23 protein-coding genes are annotated in these 25,191 nt (G+C 68.9%); 15 read left to right on the top strand and 8 right to left on the bottom strand.

What is annotated here, in order from left to right:
• Window positions 1-9: 9 nt before the first annotated feature.
• Both GRX31_RS01280 and GRX31_RS01275 read right to left on the bottom strand, forming a co-directional pair.
• Window positions 10-1,176: an acyl-CoA dehydrogenase family protein gene (locus GRX31_RS01280; RefSeq protein WP_160851155.1), complete on the bottom strand. Its 1,167-nt coding sequence runs from the start codon at window positions 1,174-1,176 to the stop codon at window positions 10-12.
• Window positions 1,177-1,366: 190 nt separating this feature from the next.
• A complete protein-coding gene (locus tag GRX31_RS01275; protein WP_160851153.1) occupies window positions 1,367-2,275 on the bottom strand; it encodes an FAS1-like dehydratase domain-containing protein in 909 nt (302 codons plus the stop codon).
• 207 nt (window positions 2,276-2,482) lie between these two features.
• Between GRX31_RS01275 and GRX31_RS01270 the strand changes: the two genes are divergently transcribed.
• From GRX31_RS01270 to GRX31_RS01225, 10 genes are all read left to right on the top strand, one after another.
• Window positions 2,483-3,400 carry an SDR family NAD(P)-dependent oxidoreductase gene (locus GRX31_RS01270; RefSeq protein ID WP_160851151.1) on the top strand — a complete coding sequence of 306 codons (918 nt, stop codon included), beginning with the start codon at window positions 2,483-2,485 and terminating at the stop codon, window positions 3,398-3,400.
• A gap of 169 nt (window positions 3,401-3,569) precedes the next feature.
• Window positions 3,570-4,463, top strand: a complete 894-nt coding sequence (locus GRX31_RS01265) for a MaoC family dehydratase (protein WP_160851149.1) — start codon at window positions 3,570-3,572, stop codon at window positions 4,461-4,463.
• A gap of 51 nt (window positions 4,464-4,514) precedes the next feature.
• Complete coding sequence (locus GRX31_RS01260; protein WP_016450246.1) at window positions 4,515-5,312, top strand: enoyl-CoA hydratase/isomerase family protein; 798 nt, start codon at window positions 4,515-4,517, stop codon at window positions 5,310-5,312.
• Entirely contained in the window at window positions 5,309-6,610 is a 1,302-nt protein-coding gene (locus tag GRX31_RS01255; RefSeq protein ID WP_016450247.1) for an acetyl-CoA hydrolase/transferase family protein, read from the top strand. Before GRX31_RS01260 ends, GRX31_RS01255 begins: the two co-directional genes overlap by 4 nt.
• Window positions 6,611-6,645: 35 nt before the next feature.
• Window positions 6,646-7,854, top strand: a complete 1,209-nt coding sequence (locus tag GRX31_RS01250) for an acetyl-CoA C-acetyltransferase (protein ID WP_160851147.1) — start codon at window positions 6,646-6,648, stop codon at window positions 7,852-7,854.
• A gap of 193 nt (window positions 7,855-8,047) precedes the next feature.
• Entirely contained in the window at window positions 8,048-9,055 is a 1,008-nt protein-coding gene (locus GRX31_RS01245; RefSeq protein WP_074921258.1) for a Bug family tripartite tricarboxylate transporter substrate binding protein, read from the top strand.
• 14 nt (window positions 9,056-9,069) lie between these two features.
• Window positions 9,070-10,578: a class I adenylate-forming enzyme family protein gene (locus GRX31_RS01240; protein WP_160851145.1), complete on the top strand. Its 1,509-nt coding sequence runs from the start codon at window positions 9,070-9,072 to the stop codon at window positions 10,576-10,578.
• 338 nt (window positions 10,579-10,916) lie between these two features.
• Window positions 10,917-11,888, top strand: coding sequence for a tripartite tricarboxylate transporter substrate binding protein (locus GRX31_RS01235; RefSeq protein ID WP_160851143.1), 972 nt, complete (start codon window positions 10,917-10,919; stop codon window positions 11,886-11,888).
• Window positions 11,866-12,126, top strand: a complete 261-nt coding sequence (locus tag GRX31_RS01230) for a hypothetical protein (protein ID WP_016450256.1) — start codon at window positions 11,866-11,868, stop codon at window positions 12,124-12,126. Before GRX31_RS01235 ends, GRX31_RS01230 begins: the two co-directional genes overlap by 23 nt.
• Complete coding sequence (locus GRX31_RS01225) at window positions 12,110-13,501, top strand: amidase (RefSeq protein ID WP_016450257.1); 1,392 nt, start codon at window positions 12,110-12,112, stop codon at window positions 13,499-13,501. Before GRX31_RS01230 ends, GRX31_RS01225 begins: the two co-directional genes overlap by 17 nt.
• 68 nt (window positions 13,502-13,569) lie before the next feature.
• Here GRX31_RS01225 and GRX31_RS01220 read toward each other — a convergent pair whose 3' ends face one another.
• From GRX31_RS01220 to fmdA, 5 genes are all read right to left on the bottom strand, one after another.
• A complete protein-coding gene (locus GRX31_RS01220) occupies window positions 13,570-14,700 on the bottom strand; it encodes a zinc-dependent alcohol dehydrogenase family protein (RefSeq protein WP_160851141.1) in 1,131 nt (376 codons plus the stop codon).
• On the bottom strand, window positions 14,697-15,935 hold the full coding sequence (locus tag GRX31_RS01215) for an ABC transporter substrate-binding protein (protein WP_160851138.1): 1,239 nt from the start codon (window positions 15,933-15,935) through the stop codon (window positions 14,697-14,699). The genes GRX31_RS01220 and GRX31_RS01215 overlap by 4 nt, the downstream gene beginning before the upstream one ends.
• A gap of 147 nt (window positions 15,936-16,082) precedes the next feature.
• Complete coding sequence (locus GRX31_RS01210; protein WP_160851136.1) at window positions 16,083-17,108, bottom strand: tripartite tricarboxylate transporter substrate binding protein; 1,026 nt, start codon at window positions 17,106-17,108, stop codon at window positions 16,083-16,085.
• Window positions 17,109-17,254: 146 nt separating this feature from the next.
• Complete coding sequence (locus GRX31_RS01205; protein WP_016452200.1) at window positions 17,255-17,602, bottom strand: zinc ribbon domain-containing protein; 348 nt, start codon at window positions 17,600-17,602, stop codon at window positions 17,255-17,257.
• Window positions 17,603-17,619: 17 nt separating this feature from the next.
• Entirely contained in the window at window positions 17,620-18,852 is a 1,233-nt protein-coding gene (gene fmdA / locus GRX31_RS01200; protein ID WP_046241120.1) for a formamidase, read from the bottom strand.
• Between the two features lie 366 nt (window positions 18,853-19,218).
• On the opposite strand from fmdA, the gene GRX31_RS01195 reads away from it, so the two are divergent.
• From GRX31_RS01195 to GRX31_RS01180, 4 genes are read left to right on the top strand one after another with little or no spacing between them, the layout of a single operon-like run.
• The gene (locus GRX31_RS01195) at window positions 19,219-19,623 is read left to right on the top strand and encodes a Zn-ribbon domain-containing OB-fold protein (RefSeq protein ID WP_026062701.1); all 405 of its coding nucleotides are present in this window, start codon (window positions 19,219-19,221) and stop codon (window positions 19,621-19,623) included.
• Entirely contained in the window at window positions 19,620-20,831 is a 1,212-nt protein-coding gene (locus GRX31_RS01190; RefSeq protein ID WP_160851134.1) for a thiolase, read from the top strand. Before GRX31_RS01195 ends, GRX31_RS01190 begins: the two co-directional genes overlap by 4 nt.
• A gap of 22 nt (window positions 20,832-20,853) precedes the next feature.
• The gene (locus GRX31_RS01185; protein ID WP_013800068.1) at window positions 20,854-22,011 is read left to right on the top strand and encodes an acyl-CoA dehydrogenase family protein; all 1,158 of its coding nucleotides are present in this window, start codon (window positions 20,854-20,856) and stop codon (window positions 22,009-22,011) included.
• A 5-nt stretch (window positions 22,012-22,016) separates the two neighbouring features.
• On the top strand, window positions 22,017-22,445 hold the full coding sequence (locus GRX31_RS01180; protein ID WP_017406618.1) for a PaaI family thioesterase: 429 nt from the start codon (window positions 22,017-22,019) through the stop codon (window positions 22,443-22,445).
• Between the two features lie 36 nt (window positions 22,446-22,481).
• On the opposite strand, the gene GRX31_RS01175 is transcribed toward GRX31_RS01180, so the two are convergent.
• Window positions 22,482-23,396, bottom strand: coding sequence for a LysR family transcriptional regulator (locus tag GRX31_RS01175; protein ID WP_012202113.1), 915 nt, complete (start codon window positions 23,394-23,396; stop codon window positions 22,482-22,484).
• Window positions 23,397-23,556: 160 nt separating this feature from the next.
• On the opposite strand from GRX31_RS01175, the gene GRX31_RS01170 reads away from it, so the two are divergent.
• On the top strand, window positions 23,557-24,858 hold the full coding sequence (locus tag GRX31_RS01170) for a CaiB/BaiF CoA transferase family protein (RefSeq protein WP_160851130.1): 1,302 nt from the start codon (window positions 23,557-23,559) through the stop codon (window positions 24,856-24,858).
• Window positions 24,859-25,191 lie beyond the last annotated feature (333 nt).

Genomic DNA, 25,191 nt, shown 5'->3' with positions numbered 1-25,191 from the left:
TTTTCCATTTCAGAAAGAACGCGGGAGACCGAGGATGTGCTCGGCCACGTAGGAATAGATCAGGTTCGTCGAGATCGGCGCCACCTGGTACAGGCGCGTCTCGCGGAACTTGCGCTCCACGTCGTATTCGCAGGCAAAGCCGAAGCCGCCGTGGAACTGGATGCAGGCATTGGCCGCCTCCCAGCTGGCCTTGGCCGCCAGGTACTTGGCCATGTTGGCCTGGGCGCCCATGGCCTGGTTGGCGTCGAACATCTCGCAGGCCTTCCAGCGCATGAGGTTGGCGGCCTCGACCTCGATGAAGGCATCGGCAATGGGGAACTGCACGCCCTGGTTCTGCCCGATGGGGCGGCCGAACACGTTGCGGTCGCGCACGTAGTTGGTCACGCGGTCCAGGAACCAGTAGCCGTCGCCAATGCATTCGGCCGCAATCAGCGTGCGCTCGGCATTGAGGCCGTCGAGGATGTACTTGAAGCCCTTGCCTTCCTCGCCGATCAGGTTCTCCTCGGGGATTTCCAGGTTCTCGAAGAACAGCTCGTTGGTCTCGTGGTTGACCATGTTGGGGATGGGGCGCACGGTCAGGCCGCTCTTTTGCGCCTCGGCCAGGTCCACCATGAAGATGGACATGCCCTCGCTCTTTTTCTTCACCTCGGCCAGCGGCGTGGTGCGCGCCAGCAGGATCATCCAGTCGCTGTGCTGCACGCGGCTGATCCAGACCTTCTGGCCGTTGACCACGTAGCGGCCATCCTTCTTGACGGCGCTGGTCTTGATCTTGGTGGTGTCCGTGCCCGTGGTGGGCTCGGTCACGCCCATGGACTGCAGGCGCCATTCGCCCGAGGCGATGCGCGGCAGGTACTTCTCCTTTTGCGCCAGCGAGCCGTGGCGCAGCAGCGTGCCCATGTTGTACATCTGGCCATGGCAGGCGCCGGAGTTGCCGCCGCAGCGGTTGATCTCCTCCATGATCACGCTGGCCTCGGTCAGGCCCAGGCCCGAGCCGCCGTACTCCTGCGGGATCAGCGCGGCCAGCCAGCCGGCCTTGGTCAGCGCGTCCACGAAGGTCTCGGGATAGGCGCGCTGCTCGTCGATCTTGCGGAAATACTCGTCGGGGAACTCGGCGCACAGCGCACGGATGGCGTCGCGGATCTCGGGGAAATTGTTGGAAAGCGTGTGTTCGATCATGGTGGTCTCAAGGCTTTATGGTCAGCGCCTTCACAGCGCGGAATGTGTTGAATACCAATTCAGTTATCGCAGCGGGAGCCAAAGCCGGCGCCGCCCAAAGCAAGGGACACCGAGGAAGGGCCGCCCCGCACCGAGGGTGTCGTCCCCCTCCCCCGCGAAGCGGGTAGAGAGGGGGAAGGCGCGAAGCGACTCAGGGGGAGACACTTGCCGTGCCGGTCATGGTCAGCCAGCCCTCGTGGTCCTGTGCCCACAGCTGCACGGTCTTGCCGTCCGCAGAAGGCTTGCCGTGCACGCTGAAGGCATGCAGGTCGAAGGTGGGGCGCACGGCCTTGAACTCGAAGGACAGCACGCGCGCCTGGGGCAGCTCGCGGCGCAGCAGGTCCAGCAGCAGGGTGGCGATCAGCGGGCCGTGCACGATCAGGCCCGGATAGCCCTCCACGCCCGTGACGTAGCGGCGGTCGTAGTGGATGCGGTGGCCGTTGAAGGTCAGGGCCGAGTAGCGGAACAGCAGCACGTCGTCGGGAACGATGGTGCGCGACCAGGTTTGCTGGCCGTCCAGCGGCGGCTTCTGGGGCGTGGGCGCGGGATCGCCGGGCTGGGCAGCGGCGCGGTAGACGATGTCGTGCTCCTCGGTCAGCGCCAGGCCCTGGTCGTTGCTGTAGGCATGCTCGACCAGCACGAACAGCAGCTCGCCCGAGCGGCCGCTCTTGTGGCTGACCGAGCCGATGGTGGAGCGGCGCTGCACCTTCTGGCCCACCTTCAGCGCGTTGCCTGCCTCCCAGCGCAGGCGCCCGCCGGCCCACATGCGGCGCGGCAGCGGCACGGGCGGCAGAAAGCCGCCACGGCGCGGGTGGCCGTCGGGGCCCAGCTCGCTTTGGCGTGCATGGGGCAGGAAGTACATCCAGTGCCACAGCGGCGGCAGCGCCGTGCCGTCGGCGGGCTCAGGGTCTTCCCGGTCCAGCGTGGCCGACAGCGCGGCCACGGGCGCGGCCGTGATGCTGTCTGCCAGGGTTTCGCTGCGGCCCTGCCAGGACTGAAGATGCGCCAGCGCGGCGGCGTCGAGGGTGTCGGTAGCTTGCTTGTCTGTCATGGCCGCCATGGTCGGTGCAAGCGCGGCGGCCCGCAATCCGCGTTTTCTTAAGCAAGCCTTTGGCCGCGCTGAAGGCTGGGCCGGCGCGGCCTGTCCGCCGCTGCTTTCATTCCCGCGAAGTCCGCCCTTGTGATTGGCGAATGGCGCGGCCCGGCGTTTGCCGGCATCCTTGGTCCCGACTTCTTTCCAACGAACACTGAACGGGGACGACAGGCCATGGCGCAGAAAATGATGCAGGACAAGGTAGTGGTGGTGACGGGTGCCGGCGGCGGCATCGGGCGCGACATGGCGCTGGCCATGGCGGCCGAGGGCGCCAAGGTGGTGGTCAACGACATAGGCACCTCCACCACGGGCGAGGGCACGGACGCCGGCCCGGCGCAGAAGGTGGTCGATGAGATCAAGGCCGCAGGCGGCCAGGCCGTGGCCAACACCGACAGCGTGGCCGAGGCCGCCAGCGCGGGCCGCATCGTGCAGTGCGCCGTGGACAGCTTCGGCCGCATCGACGGCGTGGTCAACAACGCCGGCATCCTGCGCGACCGGTTCTTCCACAAGATGAGCCTGGACGAGTGGGACGCCGTCATCAAGGTCCACCTGTACGGCAGCTACTACATGAGCCGCACGGCCGCCAACCATTTCAAGGAGCAGGAAAGCGGCGCCTTCGTGCACATGACCTCGACCTCGGGCCTGATCGGCAACCTGGGCCAGGCCAACTACAGCGCCGCCAAGCTGGGGCTGACGGCCCTGTCCAAGTCCATTGCGCTGGACATGCAGAAGTTCAACGTGCGCTCCAACTGCATCGCGCCGTTCGCCTGGAGCCGCATGATCGGCTCCATCCCCACCGACACGCCCGAGCAGCAGGCGCGCGTGGCCAAGATCCAGCAGATGACGCCCAACAAGATCGCCCCGCTGGCCGTCTACCTGCTGTCCGACGCGGCCCGCGACGTGAACGCCCAGGTCTTCGCCGTGCGCAACAACGAGATCTTCGTCATGAGCCAGCCGCGCCCGCTGCGCTCGGTGCACCGCAGCGAGGGCTGGTCGCCCCAGTTCATTGCCGAGCACGGCATGCCTGCGCTCAAGGCATCGTTCGTCCCCCTGGACCGCTCGGCAGATGTCTTCAGCTGGGATCCTGTTTGAACGACACCCCCTGAGGCGCTACGCGCCTTCCCCCTCTCTACTCGCTTCGCGAGGGAGGGGGACGACACCCTCGGTGCGGGGCGGTCCTTCCTCGGTGTCCCTGAGTCGGGCCGCGCCAGTTGCGAGGGTTGAAGCGCGCCAGCGCAATCAAACACTGAGAGGAACCGTGATGGCCATCAGCTATCAGCACCTGAAACAGCGCCCCTTCGAGCCCGTGCGCCAGCACTATGGCGAGCGCGACACCATGCTCTATGCATTGAGCCTGGGCCTGGGCAGCGATCCGCTGTGCGCCGACGCCCTGCCCTTTTTCTACGAAGGGGCGCCGGGCGGGCTGCGCGCCCTGCCCTCGCAGGCCGTGGTGCTGGGCTACCCGGGCTTCTGGGCGCGCGAGGCCGATACGGGCATCGACTGGGTGAAGCTGCTGCATGGCGAGCAGCGCATGCGGCTGCACCGCCCGCTGCCGGCCAGCGCCGACGTGGTGGGCCACAACCGCATCACGCACCTGACGGACAAGGGTGAGGGCAAGGGCGCCATCATGGTCACCGAGCGGCGCCTGGAGACCACTGGCGGCGAGCTGCTGGCCACCGTGCAGCAGGTCAGCTTTCTGCGCGGCGATGGCGGCTACAGCCTGCTGGACGGCGGCCAGCCCAGCGACGCGCCCCTGGCGCCGCTGCGCCCCACGCCGGAGGACCGCGCGCCCGACTTCACCGACACCCAGGCCATACGCCCCGAGGCCGCGCTGCTGTACCGCCTGATGGGCGACTACAACCCGCTGCATGCCGACCCGGCCGTGGCGCGCAAGGCCGGCTTCGAGCGGCCCATCCTGCATGGCCTGGCCAGCTACGGCCTGGTGGCCCATGCCGTGCTGCGCCAATGCGGCGACCGCAATCCCGCGCGCCTGAAGGCGCTGGATGTGCGCTTCACCTCGCCCGTCTATCCCGGCGAAACCCTGGTCACCGAGATCTGGCGCACGCCCGACCAGCCCTGCCAGCTGCAACTGCGCGCCCGCGTGCTGGAACGCGACAAGATCGTGCTCAGCCACGGCTACGCCGAACTCGCCTGATGCACGGCGGCCTCGCAAGAGGCCGCTCCTTCCCCCTGCCCTGGAGTTCCCATGAACACCTCCCCCGTATTGACCTCCGTCCAGGACGGCATAGGCACGATCACGCTGAACCGGCCCGAGGCCCGCAACGCGCTCAACCAGGCCATGCGCCCGGCCCTGGCCGCCGCCGTGGCGCAGATGCGCGATGACGCGCAGGTGCACACCGTCATCCTCACGGGCGCGGGCGGCGCATTCTGCTCGGGCGGCGACATCAGCCAGATGATGGATGCCAGCCAGGCCGGCCTGCCCTGGCGCCAGCGCATGCGCAGCCTGCACCAGTGGTTTCCCGAGCTGGTCAACCTCGAAAAACCCGTGATCGCCGCCGTGGACGGCCCGGCCTTCGGCGCGGGCCTGAGCCTGGCGCTGGCCGCCGACTTCGTGCTGTGCACGCGGCGCGCGAAGTTCTGCGCCGTGTTCGGCCGCATCGGCCTGGTGCCCGACCTGGGCGCCATGCACATGCTGCCGCGCATCGTGGGCCTGCAAAAGGCCAAGGAGCTGGTCTTCACCGCGCGCACCGTGCAGGCCGAGGAAGCCAGGTCGCTGGGCATGGTCTACGAGATCGTGGAAGACGGCGAGGCCCTGCAGGCCGCCGCCTTGGCACTGGCGCGGCGCTTCGGCGAGGCATCCACGGCCGCCATCGGCATGGCCAAGACGGCCATGAACCAGGCCTTCGAGCTGGACGCACGCGCCATGGCCGAGCTGGAAGCCTATGCCCAGACGATGTGCCGTGGCTCGGACTACCACCAGGAGGCGGTGCAGCGCTTCAAGGACAAGCAGCCCACGCGCTTCGACTGGGACCGCGCGCCATGAGCGTGCTGTCGCCGGACGCCCTGCAAGAAAGGCTGCAGGCCCTGATCCGCCCCGGCGACACCCTGTGGTGGGGCCAGGCCACGGCCGAGCCGCTGACGCTCACGCGTGCCGTGGTCGCGCAGCGCCATGCACTGGCCCGGCACGGTGGCCAGGGCCGGCTGCGCGTCTTCGTGGGCATGGGCGCATCAGACACGCTGCAGCCGGCGCATGCCGACGCCATCGACTTCTTCGGCTACGCGGCCGGCGGCCCCCACCGCGCGCTGGCGCAGGCCGGCGTGCTGGACATCCTGCCCAGCCACTACTCCCACCTGCCCGGCCTGATCGACGAGGGCCTGCTGCCTGCCGACGTGGTGCTGCTCCAGGTCTCGCCACCCGATGCACAAGGCCGCTACAGCCTGGGCCTGGTCCATGAATACCTGCCGGCCGCCATACGCAAGGCGCGCGTGCTGATCGGCGAAGTCAACCCCGCCATTCCGTGGACGCACGGCAGCCTGCACCTGCAGGCCGGCGACTTCGCCCTGCTGGTCGATGCCGAACACCCTCCGCTGGACCAGGCGCGCAGCGCGCCCGGCCCTGCCGAGCAGGCCATTGCCGGCCATGTGGCCGCCCTCATCGAAGACGGTGCCACGCTGCAGGTGGGCGTGGGCAACCTGCCCGAGGCCGTGCTCGCCGCCCTGCACGGCCACCGCGACCTGGGCCTGCACAGCGGCGCCGTGGGCGACGGCATTGCAGCCCTGGCCGAAGCCGGCGTGCTGACCCACGCGCGCAAGAGCCAGGACTGCGGCGTGGGCATCGGCGGCATCCTCATGGGCGGCGAATCGCTCAGGCGCTGGGCCCACCGCAACCCCGCCCTGCAGCTGCGCGAGACGCGCTACACGCACGACCCCGAGGTGCTGGCCGCCAGCCACAGGCTGGCCGCCATCAATTCGGCGGTGGAAGTGGACCTCACGGGCCAGATCAATTCCGAAGTGGCAGGCGGCGTCTACGTGGGCGCCGTGGGCGGCGCCGTGGACTTTCTGCGCGGCGCGGCACGCAGCCGCGGCGGCCTGCCCATCATCGCCCTGCCCGCCACGGCCAGGGGGGCCACGCGCATCGTTGCGCGGCTGTCCGGCCCCGTCAGCACGCCGCGCAGCGACGCCGGCCTCATCGTCACCGAACACGGCGTGGCCGACCTGCGCGGCCAGACGCTGTCGCGCCGCGTGAAACGGCTGATCGACATCGCGGCGCCGGAGCACCGCGCCGACCTGGAACAACAGGCACATACCCTGCTGCGCCAATGCGGCGCAGCCTTTTCCTGATCCACTGATCCACTGATTCCCAAGGAGACAACACCATGCGCAGAGCCGCCATCGTCACCCCCCTTCGCACGCCCGTGGGCACCTTCGGCGGCAGCCTGCGGCCGGTATCGGTCGAGGAGCTGGCCGCCACCACGGTGCGCGCCGTGGTCGAGAAAAGCGGCATCGACCCCGCACGCATCGACGACGTGGTCTTCGCCCAGTCCTACGCCAGCAGCGAAACGCCCTGCGTGGGCCGCTGGGCCGCGCTGCAGGCCGGCCTGCCGGTGACGGTGCCGGGCATGCAGCTGGACCGGCGCTGCGGCGGCGGCCTGCAGGCCGTGGCCACGGCGGCCATGATGGTGCAAAGCGGCGCCGCCGACGTGGTGATCGCAGGCGGCGTGGAGAGCATGAGCAACATCGAGTACTACAGCACCGACATGCGCTGGGGTGCGCGCTCGGGCAATGTGCGCTTCTACGACCGGCTGGACCGCGGCCGCGAGCGCTCCCAGCCCGTGGAGCGCTTCGGCAAGATCTCGGGAATGATCGAGACCGCCGAGAACCTGGCGCGCGACTACGGCATCAGCCGCGAGGCAGCCGACGCCTATGCCGTGCGCAGCCACCAGCGCGCCGCCGCCGCCTGGGAGGCGGGCCGCTTCGCCGACGAGATCGTCCCCGTCAAGGTGCCCCAGCGCAAGGGCGACTCCGTGCTGTTCACGCGCGACGAAGGCTTTCGCGCCGACGCCACCACCGACAGCATGGGCAAGCTGCGCGTGCTCATGCCCAATGGAACGGTCACGGCCGGCAACGCCAGCCAGCAGAACGACGCCAGCGCCGCCTGCCTGATCGTGGCCGAGGACAGGCTGGCCGAACTGGGCCTCACCCCCATGGCCACCCTGGTGGGCTGGGCCGCCGCAGGCTGCGAGCCCTCGCACATGGGCATAGGCCCCGTGCCCGCCGTCAAGAAACTGCTGGCGCGCCTGAACCTCACGCTGGACCAGATGGACCTGGTCGAACTCAACGAAGCCTTTGCCTGCCAGGTGCTGTCCGTGCTCAAGGGCTGGGAGTGGAACGACCAGGGCGCCATAGACCACAAGCTCAACGTCAACGGCTCCGGCATCTCCCTGGGCCACCCCATAGGCGCCACCGGCGTGCGCATCCTGGCCACCCTGCTGCACGAGCTGGAGCGCCGCAAGGGCCGCTATGGGCTGGAGACCATGTGCATCGGCGGCGGCCAGGGGATTGCGGCGGTGTTCGAGCGGGTGTGAGCTTCCTGCCTCAATCCGCCCGCGCGCCCGACGCCAGGATTGCCCTAACAGCCGGCAAACCCTGGCTTTGGCAAAAGCAGATTCCCAAGACGCGCCTGCCTGCGCACCATTGCCTGCATGTCCGGCGCAGACCGGGCGCGCCGCCGTGCAGGCCACGGCAGCGCTTCATTCATCTTTTGCAGGAGACATGCACATGCCCGCCCAACATCGCCGCAAGGCCCTGGCCACCCTGGCCCATGCCCCGCTTCTGGCGTCCCTGGTGACCGCCCTAGCCACCCTGACCGCCCTCCCCGCCGCCGCGCAGGACGCGCAGCCCGTGCGCCTCATCGTGGGCTACTCGGCCGGTGGCCCCGTGGACCAGGGCGCTCGCCTGCTCAGCGTGGCGCTGACCAAGGAGCTGGGCGCCTCGGTGGTGGTGGAGAACAAGCCCGGCGCCAACGCCACCATGGCCGGCAGCGAGGTGGTGCGCGCCAGGCCCGATGGGCTGACGCTGTGGTTCGCGGCCAGCCCCACCATCACCATCAGCCCCAACGTGATGAGCAAGATGTCCTTCGACCCGGCCCGTGACCTCACGCCCGTGGCGCCCGTGCTCAGTTACTACAACGTGCTGGTGGTCAACAACAACGAGCCCTACAGGACCACGGCCGAGCTTGTGGCCTATGCCAAGGCCCATCCGCAAAAGCTCAACTACGGCTCGGCCGGCGTGGGCGGCTCCAACCACCTGGGCGCGCTGCTGTTCGCGCGGCGCAGCGGCATCGAGATGAACCACATCCCCTACAAGGGCAACGCACCGGCCATGACCGACGTGATCGGCGGCCAGCTGAGCATGATGCTGGACATCATCAGCACCGCCAGCAGCTACATCCAGGGCGGCAAGGTGCGGGCCATCGCCGTCACCTCGCCGCAGCGCAATGCGTCCCTGCCCGATGTGCCCACCTTTGCCGAGTCCGGCATCGAAGGCCTCAAGAGCTTTGACGTGGGCGGCTGGTATGGCGTCTATGGGCCCAAGGGCATGTCGCCCGAACTCGTGGCCCGCCTGAACAAGTCCATCAACGCCGCCCTGGCCCAGCCGGAGCTGCGCAAGCGCCTCAAGGAACTGGGCTACGAAGAGTGGACCGGCGCACCCCAGAAACTGGCCGAGCGCGGTGCAAAAGAACGCGCGATGTGGGCCACCGTCACGCAAGGCATTGTGGTGGACTGAGGGATACGCGGAGCATGAATCAACGAATACACCATCTGCTGGACCGCTGGCTGGCCGAAGCGCCGCAGCGTCCCTTCATCCACCTGCCCGACGGCAGCAGTCTGAGCTTTGCCGATCTGGGCGCGCTGGCGGACACGGCCGAGACCGAGCTGCGCGCGCTGCAGGTGCGGCCCGGCGACCGCGTGCTGGTCGTGGCCGAGAACTGCCCCGAGCATGCGGCGCTGATCCTGGCCTGCAGCCGCGTGGGCGCCTGGTCCTGCGGCGTGAACGCACGCATGGCGCCCGGCGAGATCGATGCCTTTGCGGCCAAGGCCGATGCGCGCGTGGTGTATTTCACCTCGGCCGCATCGGACAGCGCCAGCGGCCACGCGCGGCGCTTTGGCGCAGGCGACTCGGCCCTGGCCGGCATGCATCACAGCCCCGTGCGCGCTGAGGCGGTGGCCGAATCCGGCGCGCTGCAGGACGAGGTGGCGGCGCTGATCTTCACCTCGGGCACCACGGGCACGCCCAAGGGCGTGATGGTGGGACATGACGCGCTGACGCTGTTCGCGCGCGTCTCGGCCACATCCCGCGGCCTGGGTCCGCAGGACCGCAGCTACGCCTTCGTGCCCATGACCCATATCTTCGGGCTGGGCACGGTGCTGCTGGCCTCGCTGCATGCGGGCGCGCAGATGGTGATGCGCCCGCAGTTCGACCCGGCCGACCTGCTGGATGCGCTGGCGCGCCACGGCATCTCGCAACTGCAGGGGCCGCCTGCGCTGTACGCGCGCCTGCTGGCCCATCTGCAGGAGCAGGGCATTGCACACCCTCAGGCGCCGGCGCTGCGCTATGTCTACACAGGCGCAGGCCCGCTGGACCTGACGCTCAAGAAACGCGTGGAGGCCGCCTTCGGCCAGGCGCTGCACCATGGCTACGGCCTGTCGGAATACGCAGGGTCGGTCCACCTCACGCGACAGGGCGAGCAGCGGCCCGACACCAGCGCCGGCTACGTGGTGGAAGGCGCCGAGGTGCGCGCCGTGGACCCGGCCACGGGCCGGCCCCTGCCGGTGGGCGAGCGCGGCGAGCTGTGGATACGCGGGCGCGGCCTGATGCACGGCTACTTCCGCGATGACCAGGCCACGGCCGCCGTGATGCGCGAGGGCGGCTGGTACGCCAGCGGCGACCTGGGCGAGCTGCATGCCGACGGCGCGCTCTTCGTGGTGGGGCGGCTCAAGGAAATGATCATCCGCTCGGGCTTCAACGTGTATCCGGCCGAGGTGGAACTGGCGCTCAACGAGCTGCCCGGCGTGCAGCGCAGCGCCGTGGTCGGCCGCCCCGAAAACGATGGCAACGAGGAGGTCATCGCCTTCGTCGAACTGCAGCCCGGCGCCACGCTGGACAACGCTGCCGCGCGTGCCCACCTGCGAGAACGGCTGGCGCCCTACAAGCTGCCCGCCCGCATCGTGCCCCTGTCCGAGCTGCCCACCAGCCCCAACGGCAAGGTGCTCAAGCGCCTGCTGCAGGAACAGGCGCTGCGCGTTTGAGCCAACACGCCCGCTGAATCGTTGCGCCGGTGCCACTGCCGGTGCAACCTTTCACCCTCCCTGCCCTGAATCCCGACGCGCGCCAAGGCCATCGCCGTCGGAAACCCTTATCTGCGGCATCGATGCAACACCCCTACGCCAAGCGTGGCGCAGGCCTTGCACCCCTTCTTTCATGATGTAAAACTATGGAACTTAATATCTCGATAGTTTAAAAAGATTCATTAACTGAACGCTTGCCAGGCCCGGGCTGCAGGCAGCCGCAGTGGTGCACATCCCATGTGCCTGCTCACGTCTGCAAAAAGACAAGCCCCATTTCCGCAACCATTTGAATCAAGCGAATGAAAAAAATCCTCAATCTGATTTTCGGAGGTATTTTCCTGATCGCTGCCAGCTTGGTTCATGCGGCCTGGCCAGACCGGCAGATCACGCTGGTTGTACCTTTCCCGGCAGGCGGTGGCACCGATATCGTGGGGCGCATCATCGCCAAGGAGCTTGCACAACGCCTGCGCGTCAACGTGGTGGTGGAAAACCGCCCTGGCGCCTCGGGCAACATCGGTGCGCGCCAGGTCTCCAAGGCCCGTCCCGATGGATATACGCTGCTGATCTGCTCCACGGCCCAGACCATCTCGGGCGCGCTGTACACGCAGGCCGGCTATGACGTGGTCAACGACCTCGAAGCCATCTCCACCATCAACGACGGTCCTCTGGTGCTCATCACACGCCCGGGCCTGAAGCTGGCGTCGGTGCAGGACCTGATCGAGCTGGCGCGGCGCAGCCCCGGCAAGCTGACCTATGCCACGCCGGGCTACGGCAGCGCGGGCCACATGGCGGCCGAGGCCCTGAGCCTGGCCGCCGACATACGCATGCTGCACATCCCCTACCAGGGCGCCGCGCCCATGATGAGCGACCTGGTGAGCGGCCAGGTCGATATCGCCTTCGACCTGCTGATCACGGCCAAGCAGTATGTGCACCAGGGCAAGGTCAATCGCGTGGGCGTGGCCACGCGCGAGCGCTCACCCCTCATGCCCGACTGGCAGACGCTCAGCGAGCAAAGCCCGGCCCGGCTCGGCAATTTCAACGAGACCTCATGGAATGTGCTCATGGCACCCAAGGGCACGCCGGCCGCGATAGTGAACGCCATCAATGCACAGATGAAAAATATCCTGACCGACGAAAAGGTGCAGAAGAAATTCATGGAGCTTGGCAGCATTCCCCTTTGGAAATCCGTGGACAGCACCAAGGCATTCGTATCCGACGACGCCATAAAATGGAGAAAGGTGGTCAGTGATGCCGGCATCGCGAAAATCTGAAATACCCCCTTCGCCGCAGAAACTGGCAGGGCCCGATGTCAATGCGCTGCACGAATTGCTCAATGCGCTGAAAAAGCACGGCATCGACATCCCCTTCGAGCGGCTGGGACCCATCCTGGCGGAGCACCAGTTGCTGATGGAGCACCGCGGCCTCGTCAACGAACTGGCGCATGAGGCGGGACCCTCGCAGATCCACACCACCATCTCCCGTCAGAGCAAGCATGAGCGGCAGTCCTGAACTTTCGATACGACAGATGGCCAGCGCGCTGCGCGCCGGCAAGACCACTTCGGAGATGCTGACCCGGGCGGCGCTGGGACGCATCCGCGCCATGGACATCGACATCCATGCCTTCACCAATCTCGATGCCAGCGGTGCCATGGAGGCTGCGCGCAACGCAGACATGGCGCGCGGAGAAAGCGCCGATCTGCCGTTGCTCCACGGCATTCCCGTGGCCATCAAGGACGTCTACGACGTGGCCGGCCTGCCGACCACCTGCCAGTCCTGGCTGAGCCTGGACTATGTGCCCGAAGACGATTCCACGCCGGTGCGGCGCCTGCGCGATGCGGGCGCCGTCATCCTGGGCAAGCTGGCCACGCATGAGTTCGCCATCGGCGCGCCCAGCCCCGACCTGCCGTTTCCCGCAGCCCGCAACCCCTGGGACCTGGCCCATATCCCGGGCGGATCGTCGTCGGGCTCGGGCGCCGCCATTGCGGCAGGCTTCACGCGGCTGGCCCTGGGCACCTGCACGGGCGGCTCCATCCTCATACCGGCCGCCTGGTGCGGCGCCGTGGGGCTGAAACCCACCTACGGCCGCGTCTCCAAGCACGGCGTGTTCCCCCTGGCCTGGACGCTGGACCACTGCGGCCCGCTGTCGCGCAGCGTGGAGGATGCGGCCATCGCGCTGCAGGTGCTGGCCGGGCACGACCCGCTGGACCCGGCCAGCTCCACCGAACCCGTGGACGACTACTGCACGGGGCTGGAGCAGGGCGTGAAGGGCCTGACCATCGGCGTGCCGCAGGACCACTTCCAGTCCTCGCCCCAGGCGTCGCCCACGTTCCTGTCGGCCTTCGACCGCACGGCCGCGCTGCTGGCCGAGGCCGGCGCCCGTCCCATCCACGTGAGCCTGCCCCACAGCCAGCAGTTCCTGGCGGCCGGCCGCGTCATCCTCAGTGCCGAGATGTTCACCATCCATGCGCAGGACCTGCGCTCGCGCCCGCTGGACTATGGCGAACTCACGGCGGCGCGGCTGCTGCTGGGCGCCACCGTGTCCTCGGAGGACTACCTGAACGCCCTGCGTGTGCGCCGCATGCTGGCGGCGCGCGTGGACGCTGCGCTGGACCGCTGCGACGTGCTGCTGACCGCCATCACCCTGGATACGGCGCCGCGCTTCGACCCCATGCCGCATTTCCGCCACTGGCCGGTACAGACCCATGCCTTCAACGTGACCGGGCACCCGGCCGTCAGCGTGCCGGTGGGCCTGTCACCCCAGGGCCTGCCGCTGGCCGTGCAGGTGGTGGGACGCTACTTCGACGAGGCCCGCATCCTGCAGGTGGCCCGGGCCATCGAGCGGCTGACCGGCTGGGAAAACCAGCTGCTGCCCGACGGCACCTGACCGCCGTGCTTGGCTTGGACACAGCCGCAGCAGCAGCCCCGGTCCTCGCTGATCAGCCTGACCTCCTATCAGGCCTCCATGCGGATGATCTGGCGTATGGCCTCGCCACGCGCCAGGCGGTCGAAGCCCTCGTTGATCTGGTCCAGCGTCAGGTGGCCGGTCACCAGCCGGTCCACGGGCAGCCTGCCGGCCGCATGCAGGGCGAGATAGCGGTCGATGTCGCGGCGCGGCACGCAGCTGCCCATGTAGCAGCCCTTGAGCGTGCGCTCCTCGGCTACCAGGTGCCAGACCGGCAGGCTGATGGCCTGGGCGCTGGAGGGCAGGCCCGCCGTCACCGTCTGGCCGCCGCGCCGCGTGATGCGGTAGGCCATCTCCAGGGCCTTGGCCGATCCCACCATCTCGAAGGCATGGTCCACGCCGCCGCCCGTCAGCGCCCGCACCTGCTTGACGGCATCCTCGTCGCCGGCGTTGACGGTGTCGGTGGCGCCGAAATCGCGCGCCATGGCCAGCTTGTCGGCATTGAGATCCACGGCCACCACGCGGGCCGCACCCGCCGCCGCCGCGCCCATCACCGAGGACAGGCCCACGCCGCCCAGCCCCACCACGGCCACGCTCTGGCCGGGGCTCACCCTGGCGGTATTGGCCACCGCGCCCACGCCGGTCATCACGGCGCAGCCGAACAGCGCGGCCAGCTCCAGCGGCACCGACTTGTCGATGCGGTGCACGCCGCGGCGCGAGAGCACGGCATGCTCGGCAAAGGCCGAGACGCCGACGAAGTGCGAGATGGGCTGGCCATTGCGCGACAGGCGCCTGGCGCCCGACAGCAGGGTGCCCGCCACGCCGGCCTGGCCTGCGGGCTCGCACAGCACGGGCCGGCCCTCGGCGCAGGGCTGGCAGTCGCCGCAGCCGGGCACGAAGAGCATGACCACGTGGTCGCCCACCTCCAGGTCGGTCACACCCTCGCCGAGGGCCTGGATCACGCCTGCGGCCTCATGGCCGAGCACGATGGGCGTGTCGCGCGGACGGTCGCCGTTGATGATGGACAGGTCGGAGTGGCACACGCCTGCGGCGGCCACCTTGACCAGCACTTCGCCGGGGCCGGGCGGCGCCAGGTCCACCTCCCAGATCTCCAGCGGGCGGCTGTCGGCATAGGGCGCGGCTGCGCCCGTTCTCGTGAGTACGGCGGCGCGTGTCTTCATGATGTCTTCACCAGCTTGCAGCTGCTCCTGGACAGCGGGCGGAAGGCCTCGTCACCGGGGATGGTGGAGAGCACCTTGTAGTAGTCCCAGGGATATCTGGATTCCTCGGGCTTCTTGATCTGCACCAGGTACATGTCGTGCACCATGCGGCCGTCCTCGCGCACCTTGCCGTTCTGGGCGAAGAAGTCCTCGATGGGCATCTGCTTGAGCTGGCGCGCCACCGCGTTGCCGTCGTCTCCCCTGGTGGCCTGCACGGCCTTGAGGTAGTTGGTGACGGCCGAGTAGGCGCCCGCATGGATCATGGAGGGCATCTTCTTCATCTTCTCGAAGAAGCGCCGCGACCAGGCGCGCGTGGCCTCGGTGCGGTCCCAGTAAAAGCCCGTGGTCAGCACCATGCCCTGGCCGTAGCGCAGGCCCAGCGCATGCACGTCGTTGATGAACAGCAGGCTGGGCACCAGGGTCTGCCTGGGCGCGATGCCGAACTCGTGCGCGGCCTTGATGGCGTTGACCGTGTCGCTGGTGGCATTGGCCAGGTTGATCACCGAGGCCTTGGAGGCCTGGGCCTGCAGCAGGAAGGACGAGAAATCGCTGGCATTGAGCGGATGGAAGGTGGTGCCCACCAGCTTGCCGCCGCCGTCCTTCAGGAAGTCGGTCACATTGGCCGTCATGGCCTTGCCGAAGGCATAGTCCACGCCCAGGATGAACCAGTCCTTCTTGCCCTGCGCCAGGATGCCGCGCACCGCGCCGTTGGCCAGCGCATAGCTGTCGTAGGTGTAGTGGATGGCCGTGGGCGCGCAGTGCTCGTTGGTGAGGATGTCGGAGGCGCCGCCGGTGTTGATCACCATCTTGCCGCGCTCGCGCGCCAGGTTGTTGACGGCGATGGCGACGGCCGTGTTGTTGATGTCCACGATCAGGTCCACGCCGTCGCGGTCGAACCAGGTGCGCGCATGGGTGGCGCCCACGTCGGCCTTGTTCTGGTGGTCGGCCCAGACCACCTCGATCTTCCTGCCCAGCACCTGGCCGCCGAAGTCGGCCACGGCCATCTTCGCGGCCTCGACGGAGCCGCGCCCCGCCGTGTCCGCGTACAGGCCCGACATGTCGCTGAGCACGCCGATGCGCACCACGTCGTCCGATATCTGCTGCGCCTGCGCCGCCGTCCACAGCAGGCCGGCGCCCAGCGCGCAGCCGGCAGCGCGCGCCTTGGTCAAGCCGCCTCGCATCAAGCCTTTCCGCATATCCGTCTCCTTGTCTCGGGGTTGTTTTTCTGGATACCGGAGGCAAGCCTAAGCAGGCAGGCCCGGCCCGCCTATGCGCGATTGCGAAAGACCGGGTTGCAGCGCTGCGAAGCCGGGTTTGTCCCGGGTACGGGCACGCCGCCGTGCTCAGTCCGCCTGGATGCCGGCCACCTTGACCACCTGGGCCCATTTGCGCAGCTCGCTGCTCAGGCGCTCGCGCATCTGCTGCTGGGTGCCGGGGTCGGCCTCGGCGCCCGCCGTCAGCAGGCGCTGGCGCACGGCGGCATCGCGCAGCGCGGTGTTGAAGTCGGCGTTGATGCGCGCCAGCACGGCGGGCGGCGTGCGGGCCGGCGCAAACAGCGCGGCCCAGGAATAGGCCTCGTACTCGGGCAGGCCCGACTCGGCGATGGTGGGCACCTCGGGCAGCATGGCCGAGCGCTGGCGGCTGGCCACGCCCAGCACCTTGATGCGGCCGGACTTGATGTGCTGCAGCGCGCTGGGCGCATCGGCAAACATCAGCTGCACCTGGCCGCCCAGCAGGTCGTTCATGGCCGGCGCGCTGCCCTTGTAGGGAATGTGCTGCAGCTTGATGCCTGCATGCATGTTGAACAGCTCGCCGGCCAGGTGCGTGCCGCCGCCATTGCCCGAGGAGCCGAAGCTCAGGCCGTTGCCGGACTTGGCCAGCGCGATCAGCTCGCGCACATTGCTGGCGGGCACCGAGGGATGGGCCACCAGGAAGACCGGGAACATGGCCGCAAAGCTCACGGGCGCGAAGTCGCGCTCTATGTCGTAGGTCATCTTCGGCTGCAGCGCCGGGTTCACCGCATGGTGGATGGAGCCCACGAACAGCGTGTAGCCGTCGGCAGGCTCCTTGGCCGCAAGGGCCGCGCCCACCATGCCGCCGGCGCCCGCGCGGTTGTCCACGATGCAGGGCTGCGGCCAGATCTCGCCCAGCTTCTGGGTGAAGGCGCGCGCCGTGGTGTCCACCGGGCCGCCGGGCGGAAAGGGCACGATGAAACGCACGGGCCGCGTGGGCCAGGCATCGGCCGCAAACGCCGGCCGGACTGCAGGCAAGAGGCTGCCGGCCGCCAGCGCGCCACCGGCGGACAGCAGGCGGCGGCGGCGCGAAGAGAAGGAGGAAGTGGCAGAAGGCAGGAAGGAAGACGGGGGCATGGCGAAACTCCGGGCAACGGGCGGCGGCTTGCCGCGCGGCCCATTCTGGGCAAGCCGCCCTGCGCCGTGTTTCGCGAATGTGGAAGGCGCGCTTCCAGGGCTCCCAAGCGGTGGAAACCCTGGGAAGCGGTCCACCCCGATGCAGCCTAGTGGCTGATCATCCAGGGCCGCCGCGAGGGCGCGGACTTTGCGCCGTTGGGCGCCGTCACCGTGGCGCTGCGCCGCCCCGATCCGCAGCAGCCGCAGCCTGCCGGGTGCCTGAGCCGCGCATAGTCATAGTCGCGCGAGCTGGCGGGCTCGTGGCGCGCGCGCTCGTTGGTGGCCATGGCGCGGCGCGTGCCGTCGGCCATCAGCGCCAGCCGGGGCGCGGCGGCCAGCACGCGCGCAGCCGCCGTGCCGCAGCCGGGGCAGGCCGCAGGCTCGTCGCGCAGGCGCAGCGGCCGCAGGGCCTCGAAGCCGCCGCATTGCGCGCAGTCGTAGTCGTAGGTGGGCATGGGCGGGCTCCTTGGCGTCAGCGCAGGTCGGGGGACAGGGGCATATCCACGCTGCCGTCGAACTGGACGACGGGCCCCGCCGCGTTGGGGTTGATGTCGAAGTCGAAGATGCCCGTGGGCAGCCACAGCGTGGCGCAGGAGTTGGGCACGTCCACCACGCCGCTGATATGGCCCTGCACGGGCGCCGTGCCCAGGATGGAATACGCCTGGGCGCCGCTGTAGCCGAACTTCTTCAGGTATTCGATGGCGTTCAGGCAGGCCTGGCGGTAGGCCACGTTGACATCCAGGTAGTGCTGCCTGCCGCTCTCGTCCACCGAGATGCCCTCGAAGATCAGGTAGTCGTCATAGCGCGGCGTGATGGGGCTGGGCTTGAAGATGGGGTTCTTGATGCCGTACTTGGCCATGCCGCCCTTGATGAGGCCGACCTTCATGTGCACCCAGCCGGCCATCTCGATGGCGCCGCAGAAGGTGATCTCGCCATCGCCCTGGCTAAAGTGCAGGTCGCCCACGCTCAGGCCGGCGCCGTCCACATAGACCGGAAAGAACACCTTGGCGCCGCGCGAGAGGTCCTTGATGTCGCAGTTGCCGCCATGCTCGCGCGGCGGCACGGTGCGCGCGCCTTCGGCGGCGGCCTTGTCGCGCGCTTCGCCGCGCATCTGGCCCATGTGGGCCGTGCCGGCCGACGGCGGGTTGGCCAGGCCGGGCACGCGCTCGGGATCGGTGGCGATCAGGGCGCGCTCGCGCTCGTTCCACATCTCCAGCATGGGCCGGTCGGGCAGGCAGCCGATGAGGCCGGGATGGATGAGGCCGGGGAAGTTCACGCCTGGTATGTGGCGCGAGCTGGTGAACATGCCCTTGAAGTCCCAGATCGATTTCTGGGCCGAGGGGAAATGGTCGGTCAGGAAGCCGCCGCCATTGTTCTTGGAGAAAAAGCCGTTGAAGCCCCAGAGGCTGTCGGGCTTGGCGCCGATGTCCAGCAGGTCCACCACCAGCAGGTCGCCGGGCTGGGCGCCCTTCACGCCCACGGGGCCGGACAGGTAGTGCACCGTGGTCAGGTCGATGTCGCGCACATCGTCGGCGCTGTCGTTGTTCTTGATGAAGCCGCCGGTCCAGTCGTAGGTCTCCAGGATGAAGTCGTCGCCGGGCTGGACCCAGCAGGCCATGGGAATGTCCGGGTGCCAGCGGTTGTGGACTCTTTCGTTGTCGGTGGGCGGGCGGTTCAGGTCCACCTTGATCAGCGTATCCGTCATGTGCAAAAACCTCCTGGGTGGGTGGGGATCGACAGCGGAGAACGGGCCGGGGTGCGGCACGCCATTGCCGGCCTTCCTGTAGCGCCACGCCGTGCCAAAGCGGCGGCGCGCCCTCGGTGCGCCGGCAGGCGGCGCAGGGCGGGTATGAAGAAAAGGCCGGGAATGCATAAACACCATAGCAGCCGTGCCTGCCGGCCCGCCTAGGCAGCAACCCTGGGTTGACAGCCGGGCGCCGGCGCTGGTGAAGCCACCCTTCCAGATTGGCGAATTGAAGCGGCCCCGCGATGCGGGCATGCTGGCGGACAGCCGCTGCCCTGCATGCCGCCGGGCGCAGCGCCAAGAACACAAAGAATGGAAACACCGCCCATGCACCTGAGCGCACAGACCCACTACCAGGCCGAACTTGATGCCGGCCGCTTCTGCATACAGCAGTGCCCGCAATGCACGCGCCATGTCTTCACCCCGCGCGAGCTGTGCCCGCACTGCGGTGCCAGCCCGCTGCGCTGGGTGCGCGCCAGCGGCCAGGGCACGGTCTACTCCACCAGCACCGTCGCACGCAAAAGCGATGCCGGCGGCGACTACAACGTGGCCCTGATCGACCTGGACGAAGGCGTGCGCATGATGGGCCGCGTCGAAGGCATTGCGCCGGCCGACGTGCGCATAGGCCAGCGCGTGAGCGCCCATGTGGCGAGCAAGGACGGACGCGGCCTGGTGCTGTTCCAGCCCGCGCTGCAACCGGCTCCACAGGCTTCCCGTGGAGGTGCAGCATGAACACCCGCATCCCCCAATCCACCCTGGACGCCGCCGCCGTGAACCGCCCGCTGCGCGGGCGCGTGGCCATTGCCGGCGCCGCCACCTATGGCTGTGGCGAGGCCCCCGGCATGGACGACATGACCCTGCTGGTGCGCGCCGCCCATGCGGCCGTGGCCGATGCGGGCCTGACCATGCAGGACATCGACGGACTGGCCACCTGCAGCGTCAACGCCAGCATGTGGACCATGCCCGTGATCGAGCACCTGGGCATCAACCCCACCTATGTGGACGGCACGATGATCGGCGGCAGCAGCTTCATCGCCCACCTGCTGCCCGCCATCCGCGCGCTGGAGGCCGGCCAGTGCAAGGCCGTGCTGGTGTGCTACGGCAGCGCCCAGCGCTCGGCCACCTTCGGCCGCAAGGAAGGCCAGGCGGCGCGGCGTTTCCTGGACCCGCAGCCCTATGAGTTCCCCTACGAGCCCGTGCTGCCCGTGACCGCCTATGCGCTGGCGGCCGCGCGCCACATGCACGAGTTCGGCACCACGCGCGAGCAGCTGGCCGAGGTGGCCGTGGCCGCGCGTGCCTGGGCCCAGCTCAACCCCGAAGCCTTCATGCGCGACCCGCTGACCATCGAGGACGTGCTCTCGGCCCGCCCCATCGCCAGCCCCTTGAGCGTGCGCGACTGCTGCCTGGTGACGGACGGCGCGGGCGCCATCGTGCTGGTGCGCGGCGAGCGTGCCCGCGACCTGCCGCGCCCCCCCGTCTACGTGCTGGGCAATGCCACGGCCATCTGGAACCGCCAGATCTCCTGCATGCCCGACCTGACCACCACGGCCGCCGCGCAGTCCGGCACCCAGGCCTTTGCCATGGCGGGGCTCACCGCGGCCGACATGGACATGGCCCAGGTCTACGACGCCTTCACCATCAACACCCTGCTGTTCCTGGAGGACCTGGGCTTTTGCGCCAAGGGCGAAGGCGGCGCCTTCGTGTCCGGGGGCGGCATCGCGCCCGGCGGGCGGCTGGCCGTCAACACCAACGGCGGCGGCCTGTCCTGCGTGCACCCGGGCATGTACGGCATCTTTGCGCTGATCGAGGCCGTGCGCCAGCTGCGCGGCGAGGCCGGCCAGCGCCAGCTGGGACGCCACCGCACGGCCGTGGTGCACGGCAACGGCGGCACGCTGTCCAGCCAATCCACGGCGGTGCTGGGAACCGCCGAAACCCTCTGAACCGCACAGGAAGCACACCGCAATGATCCGCGACCAAGAAACCCTCGAAGCCCTGCTGGACAGCGTGCGCCGCTTTGTGCGCGAGCGCCTGGTGCCCGCCGAGAACGAAGTGGCCGAGACCGACGAGATTCCCGAGTCCATCGTGCAGGAGATGCGCAACCTGGGCCTGTTCGGCATGACCATCCCCGAGCAGTTCGGCGGGCTGGAGCTGACCATGGAGGAAGAGGTGCGCGTGCTCTTCGAGCTGTGCCAGACCGCGCCGGCCTTCCGCTCGGTGATCGGCACGACCGTGGGCATAGGCTCGCAGGGCATCCTCATCGACGGCACGCCCGAGCAGCAGGCGGCCTGGCTGCCCAAGCTGGCCACGGGCGAGATCATGGCCTCGTTCGCGCTGACCGAGCCCGAGGCGGGCTCGGACGCGGCCTCGCTGCGCACCACCGCCATCAGGGACGGGGACCACTATGTGGTCAACGGCAACAAGCGATTCATCACCAATGCGCCGCATGCGGGCATGTTCACGCTGATGGCGCGCACCGACCCGGCCAACAAGGGCGCGGGCGGCGTCTCGGCCTTCATCGTGGATGCGAAGTCGCCGGGCATCAGCTTCGGCAAGAACGACGTGAAGATGGGCCAGAAGGGCGCGCACACCTGCGACGTATTCTTCGACAACGTGCGCGTGCCGGCGGCCAACCTCATCGGCCTGAAGGAAGGCCAGGGCTTCAAGACCGCCATGAAGGTGCTGGACAAGGGCCGCATCCACATCGCGGCCGTGAGCGTGGGCGTGGCGCAGCGCATCCTGCGCGACGCGCTGAACTATGCGCTGGAGCGCAAGCAGTTCGGCCAGCCCATCTGCGAGTTCCAGCTGGTGCAGGCCATGCTGGCCGACAGCCAGGCCGAGCTGTATGCGGCCGAGTGCATGGTGATCGACGCAGCGCGCCGCCGTGACGAGGGCCGCAACGTCTCCACCGAGGCCTCGTGCTGCAAGATGTTCGCCACCGAGATGGTGGGCCGCGTGGCCGACCGCGCCGTGCAGATCCTGGGCGGCTCGGGCTACCTGGCCGAGTTCGGCATCGAGCGCTTCTACCGCGACGTGCGGCTGTTCCGCCTGTACGAAGGCACGACCCAGATCCAGCAGGTCATCATCGCGCGCAACATGGTGCGCGAGGCGCGCGCCGCATGAGCCACATGAGCGCACCGCCCCCCGACCGCAATGCCTTCATGCGGCTGATCGGCGCCTCGCAGGTGCCCGCGCCGCCCGGCAAGGTCCATGTTCGCCTGCCCCACATGCGCGAGGAACTGCTCAACCAGCTGCCCGCCGCGCACGGCGGCGTGCTCATGACGCTGCTGGACTCCGTGATGTCGCGCGCCGCCGGCGAGCTGCCCGGTGCGCCATCGCAGACCGCCGTGACGGTGGAGATGAGCAGCCGCTTCCACCGCCCGGGCAAGGGCGCGCTGCTGGCCGAAGGCTGGGTGGTGCACGCCAGCCGCAGCCTGTGCAGCTGCGCAGCGCAGTTGCTCGATGAAGACGGAAAGCTGGTGGCCACGGCCACCGGCACTTTCAAGTACTGGCTGGCACCGACCACGCTGGACCGGGGCACGGCCCAGGCCGACTGAACGGGCGGTGGGCGGCGGGCAGCCGTCGGTGGGCCCCTACTCCAGCGTGAGCCGGCCCTGTGCGTCGGCCACCAGCAGCTCCACCAGCTCCTGGGCGAAGGACGGCAGGGCCTCCAGGCTGCGCACGCAGATCTGCATCTCGCGCACCGACCAGGCATCGGACAGCGGCACGATGGCGATGTCCATGGAATGCGCATGGCGGCTGGCGGCCGATTCGGGCAGCACGCCCACGCCCACGCCGGACTCGATCATGCGGCAGGCCGTCTCGAAGTTGCCCACCTGGATGCGCTGCTTGATGGGCCGGTGCAGCTGGTCGCTGGCCTGGCGCAGGAAGGCGTGGATGGCGCTGGATTCGTGCAGGCCCACATGGTCCAGGTCCAGAGTGTCGGCAAAGGCCATCTGCATCTCGCCATCGAGCGCATGGCCGCGCGGCACCACCAGCACCAGGCGGTCGCGGCGGTAGGGCAGGGTCTCCAGGTTCTCGGTGCGCACCAGGCCGGCGACGATGCCGATGTCGGTCTGCCCCTCGGTCACGGCACGCACGATGTCGTGCGACAGGCGCTCGCGCAGGTCGATGTTCACGTCGGGATTGCGGCGCAGGTAGTGGCGCAGTACGGGCGGCAGGAACTCGCCCAGCGAGGTGGTGTTGGCAAACACCCGCACATGCCCCTTGATGCCGCGCACGTACTCCTGCATGTCGCCGCGCAGGTGCTCGATCTGGCCCAGCACCATGCGCGCATGGGTGACGAAGGCCTGGCCCGGCGGCGTCAGCGTCACGCCCTGGCTGGTGCGGTACAGCAGCTTGGTGCCGATGCTCTCTTCCAGGTTCTTGATGCGGGTGCTGGCCGCCGGCAGGGAGATGAAGGAAAGTTCCGCGCCACGCGTCATGCTGTTGGCGTCGGCGATGTGCACCATGAGGCGCAGATCCACAAGATCGAAATGCATGGCCATCCGGCATTGTAGAAAGCCGCAGCGGCCCCGGCTGAGCCCTGCGCGTCAGTACAAACCGCAGTGCCGGCCGGGCGCGAACGCGCGCTTTCACAAATGCGAAGCCACGGCGGGCCGCCGCGCCGTAGCATGGCCCATCTGCCCGGGATAGCCGCCTCAGCCCATGAACCACACCGAAACCCCCTCCCCCAGCCCCATCAACAGCACGGCCACCCAGACCGCAGGAGCGCTGGGCCATCTGCGCGTGCTCGACCTCTCTCGCGTGCTGGCCGGCCCCTGGTGCACGCAGAACCTGGCCGACATGGGGGCCGACGTGATCAAGATCGAAAAGCCCGGCGAGGGCGACGACACGCGCCACTGGGGCCCGCCCTTCTTCCCCGATGCGCAAGGCAATCCCTCGGACAACGCCGTGTACTTCGCGGCCTGCAACCGCAACAAGCGATCAGTCACCGTGGACATGGCCACGGCCGAGGGCCAGCGGCTGATCCGCGAGCTGGCCATGCAAAGCGATGTGGTGGTGGAGAACTTCAAGACCGGGGGCCTCAAGCGCTACGGCCTGGACTACGCCTCGCTGAGCGCGCTGAACCCGCGCCTGATCTATTGCTCGGTCACGGGCTTCGGCCAGACCGGGCCCTATGCGCCGCGCGCCGGCTACGACCTGCTGGTGCAGGCCATGAGCGGCCTCATGAGCATCACGGGCCGCGCCGACAGCGAGCCCGGCGGCGGGCCGCTGCGCGTAGGCGTGGCCGTGATCGACCTGTTCACGGGCATGTATGCCACCACGGCCATCCTGGGCGCACTGGAGGCCCGCCACCGCACGGGACGCGGCCAGCACATCGACATGGCCCTGCTGGACGTGGCCATGGCCGTGCTGGCCAACCAGGGCGCGGGCTTCCTGAACACCGGCCATGTGCCGGGCCGCCAGGGCAACACCCATCCCAGCGTCGTGCCCTACCAGGACTTCCCCACGGCCGACGGCCGCATGCTGCTGGCCATCGGCAACGACGGCCAGTTCGCGCGCTTTTGCGAGGCGGCCGGCACGGACTGGGCGAGCGACGAGCGCTTTGCCACCAATGCCGGCCGCGTCATCCACCGCGACGCGCTGATCCCGCTGATGTCCGATCTCACGCGCAGCCGGCCCACGGCCGAATGGATCGCGCTGCTGGAGGACAAGGCCGTGCCCTGCGGCCCCATCAACCACATCGGCCAGGCCTTCGACGATGCGCAGGTGCGTGCGCGCGGCCTGCGCGTGGAGCAGGAACGCTACCCGGGCGCCACGCCGCCTGCCGGCGAGACCATCAACCGCGTAGTGACCACGGCCAGCCCGCTGCGCCTGTCGGACACGCCCACCACGCTGCGCCATGCGCCGCCGGCCCTGGGCCAGCACACGGACGAAGTGCTGCGCCAGCGCCTGGGCCTGGATGCACAGCAGCTGCAGGCCTTGCGCGACCAGGGCGTGGTCTGAACGACCGGCACAGGCAGGCACCTGGCACACGCTGTCGCGCGGCTGTCCTGACGTCCTGAAGGCTGGGGGCCGGCCCGTCGCACTGGCGCACATGACGGCGCACATGACGGCACAAATGACGGAGCGAAAGCCGGTGCGAAGACGGTGCGGACGGCCGTGTCGCGCGCCCGCAAACCGCTTTTAGGACACGTCCTATCGAAAATCAGATAGGAAGCATTCTCATCATCTGGCGGTGCGGAAATAATCCCCACCACAGATGCACATAGCCAATTCTTTCCTGTCCGAAATCCCTAGGACACCCATCCGCAGCACCTGGGCGCAGAAGGCGGCAGC

This window comes from Delftia sp. CH05 (assembly GCF_009827015.1).
Classification (GTDB): domain Bacteria; phylum Pseudomonadota; class Gammaproteobacteria; order Burkholderiales; family Burkholderiaceae_C; genus Comamonas; species Comamonas tsuruhatensis.
Note: the sequence above shows the minus strand (reverse complement) of the source record. Positions and strands in the feature narration are given on the sequence as shown.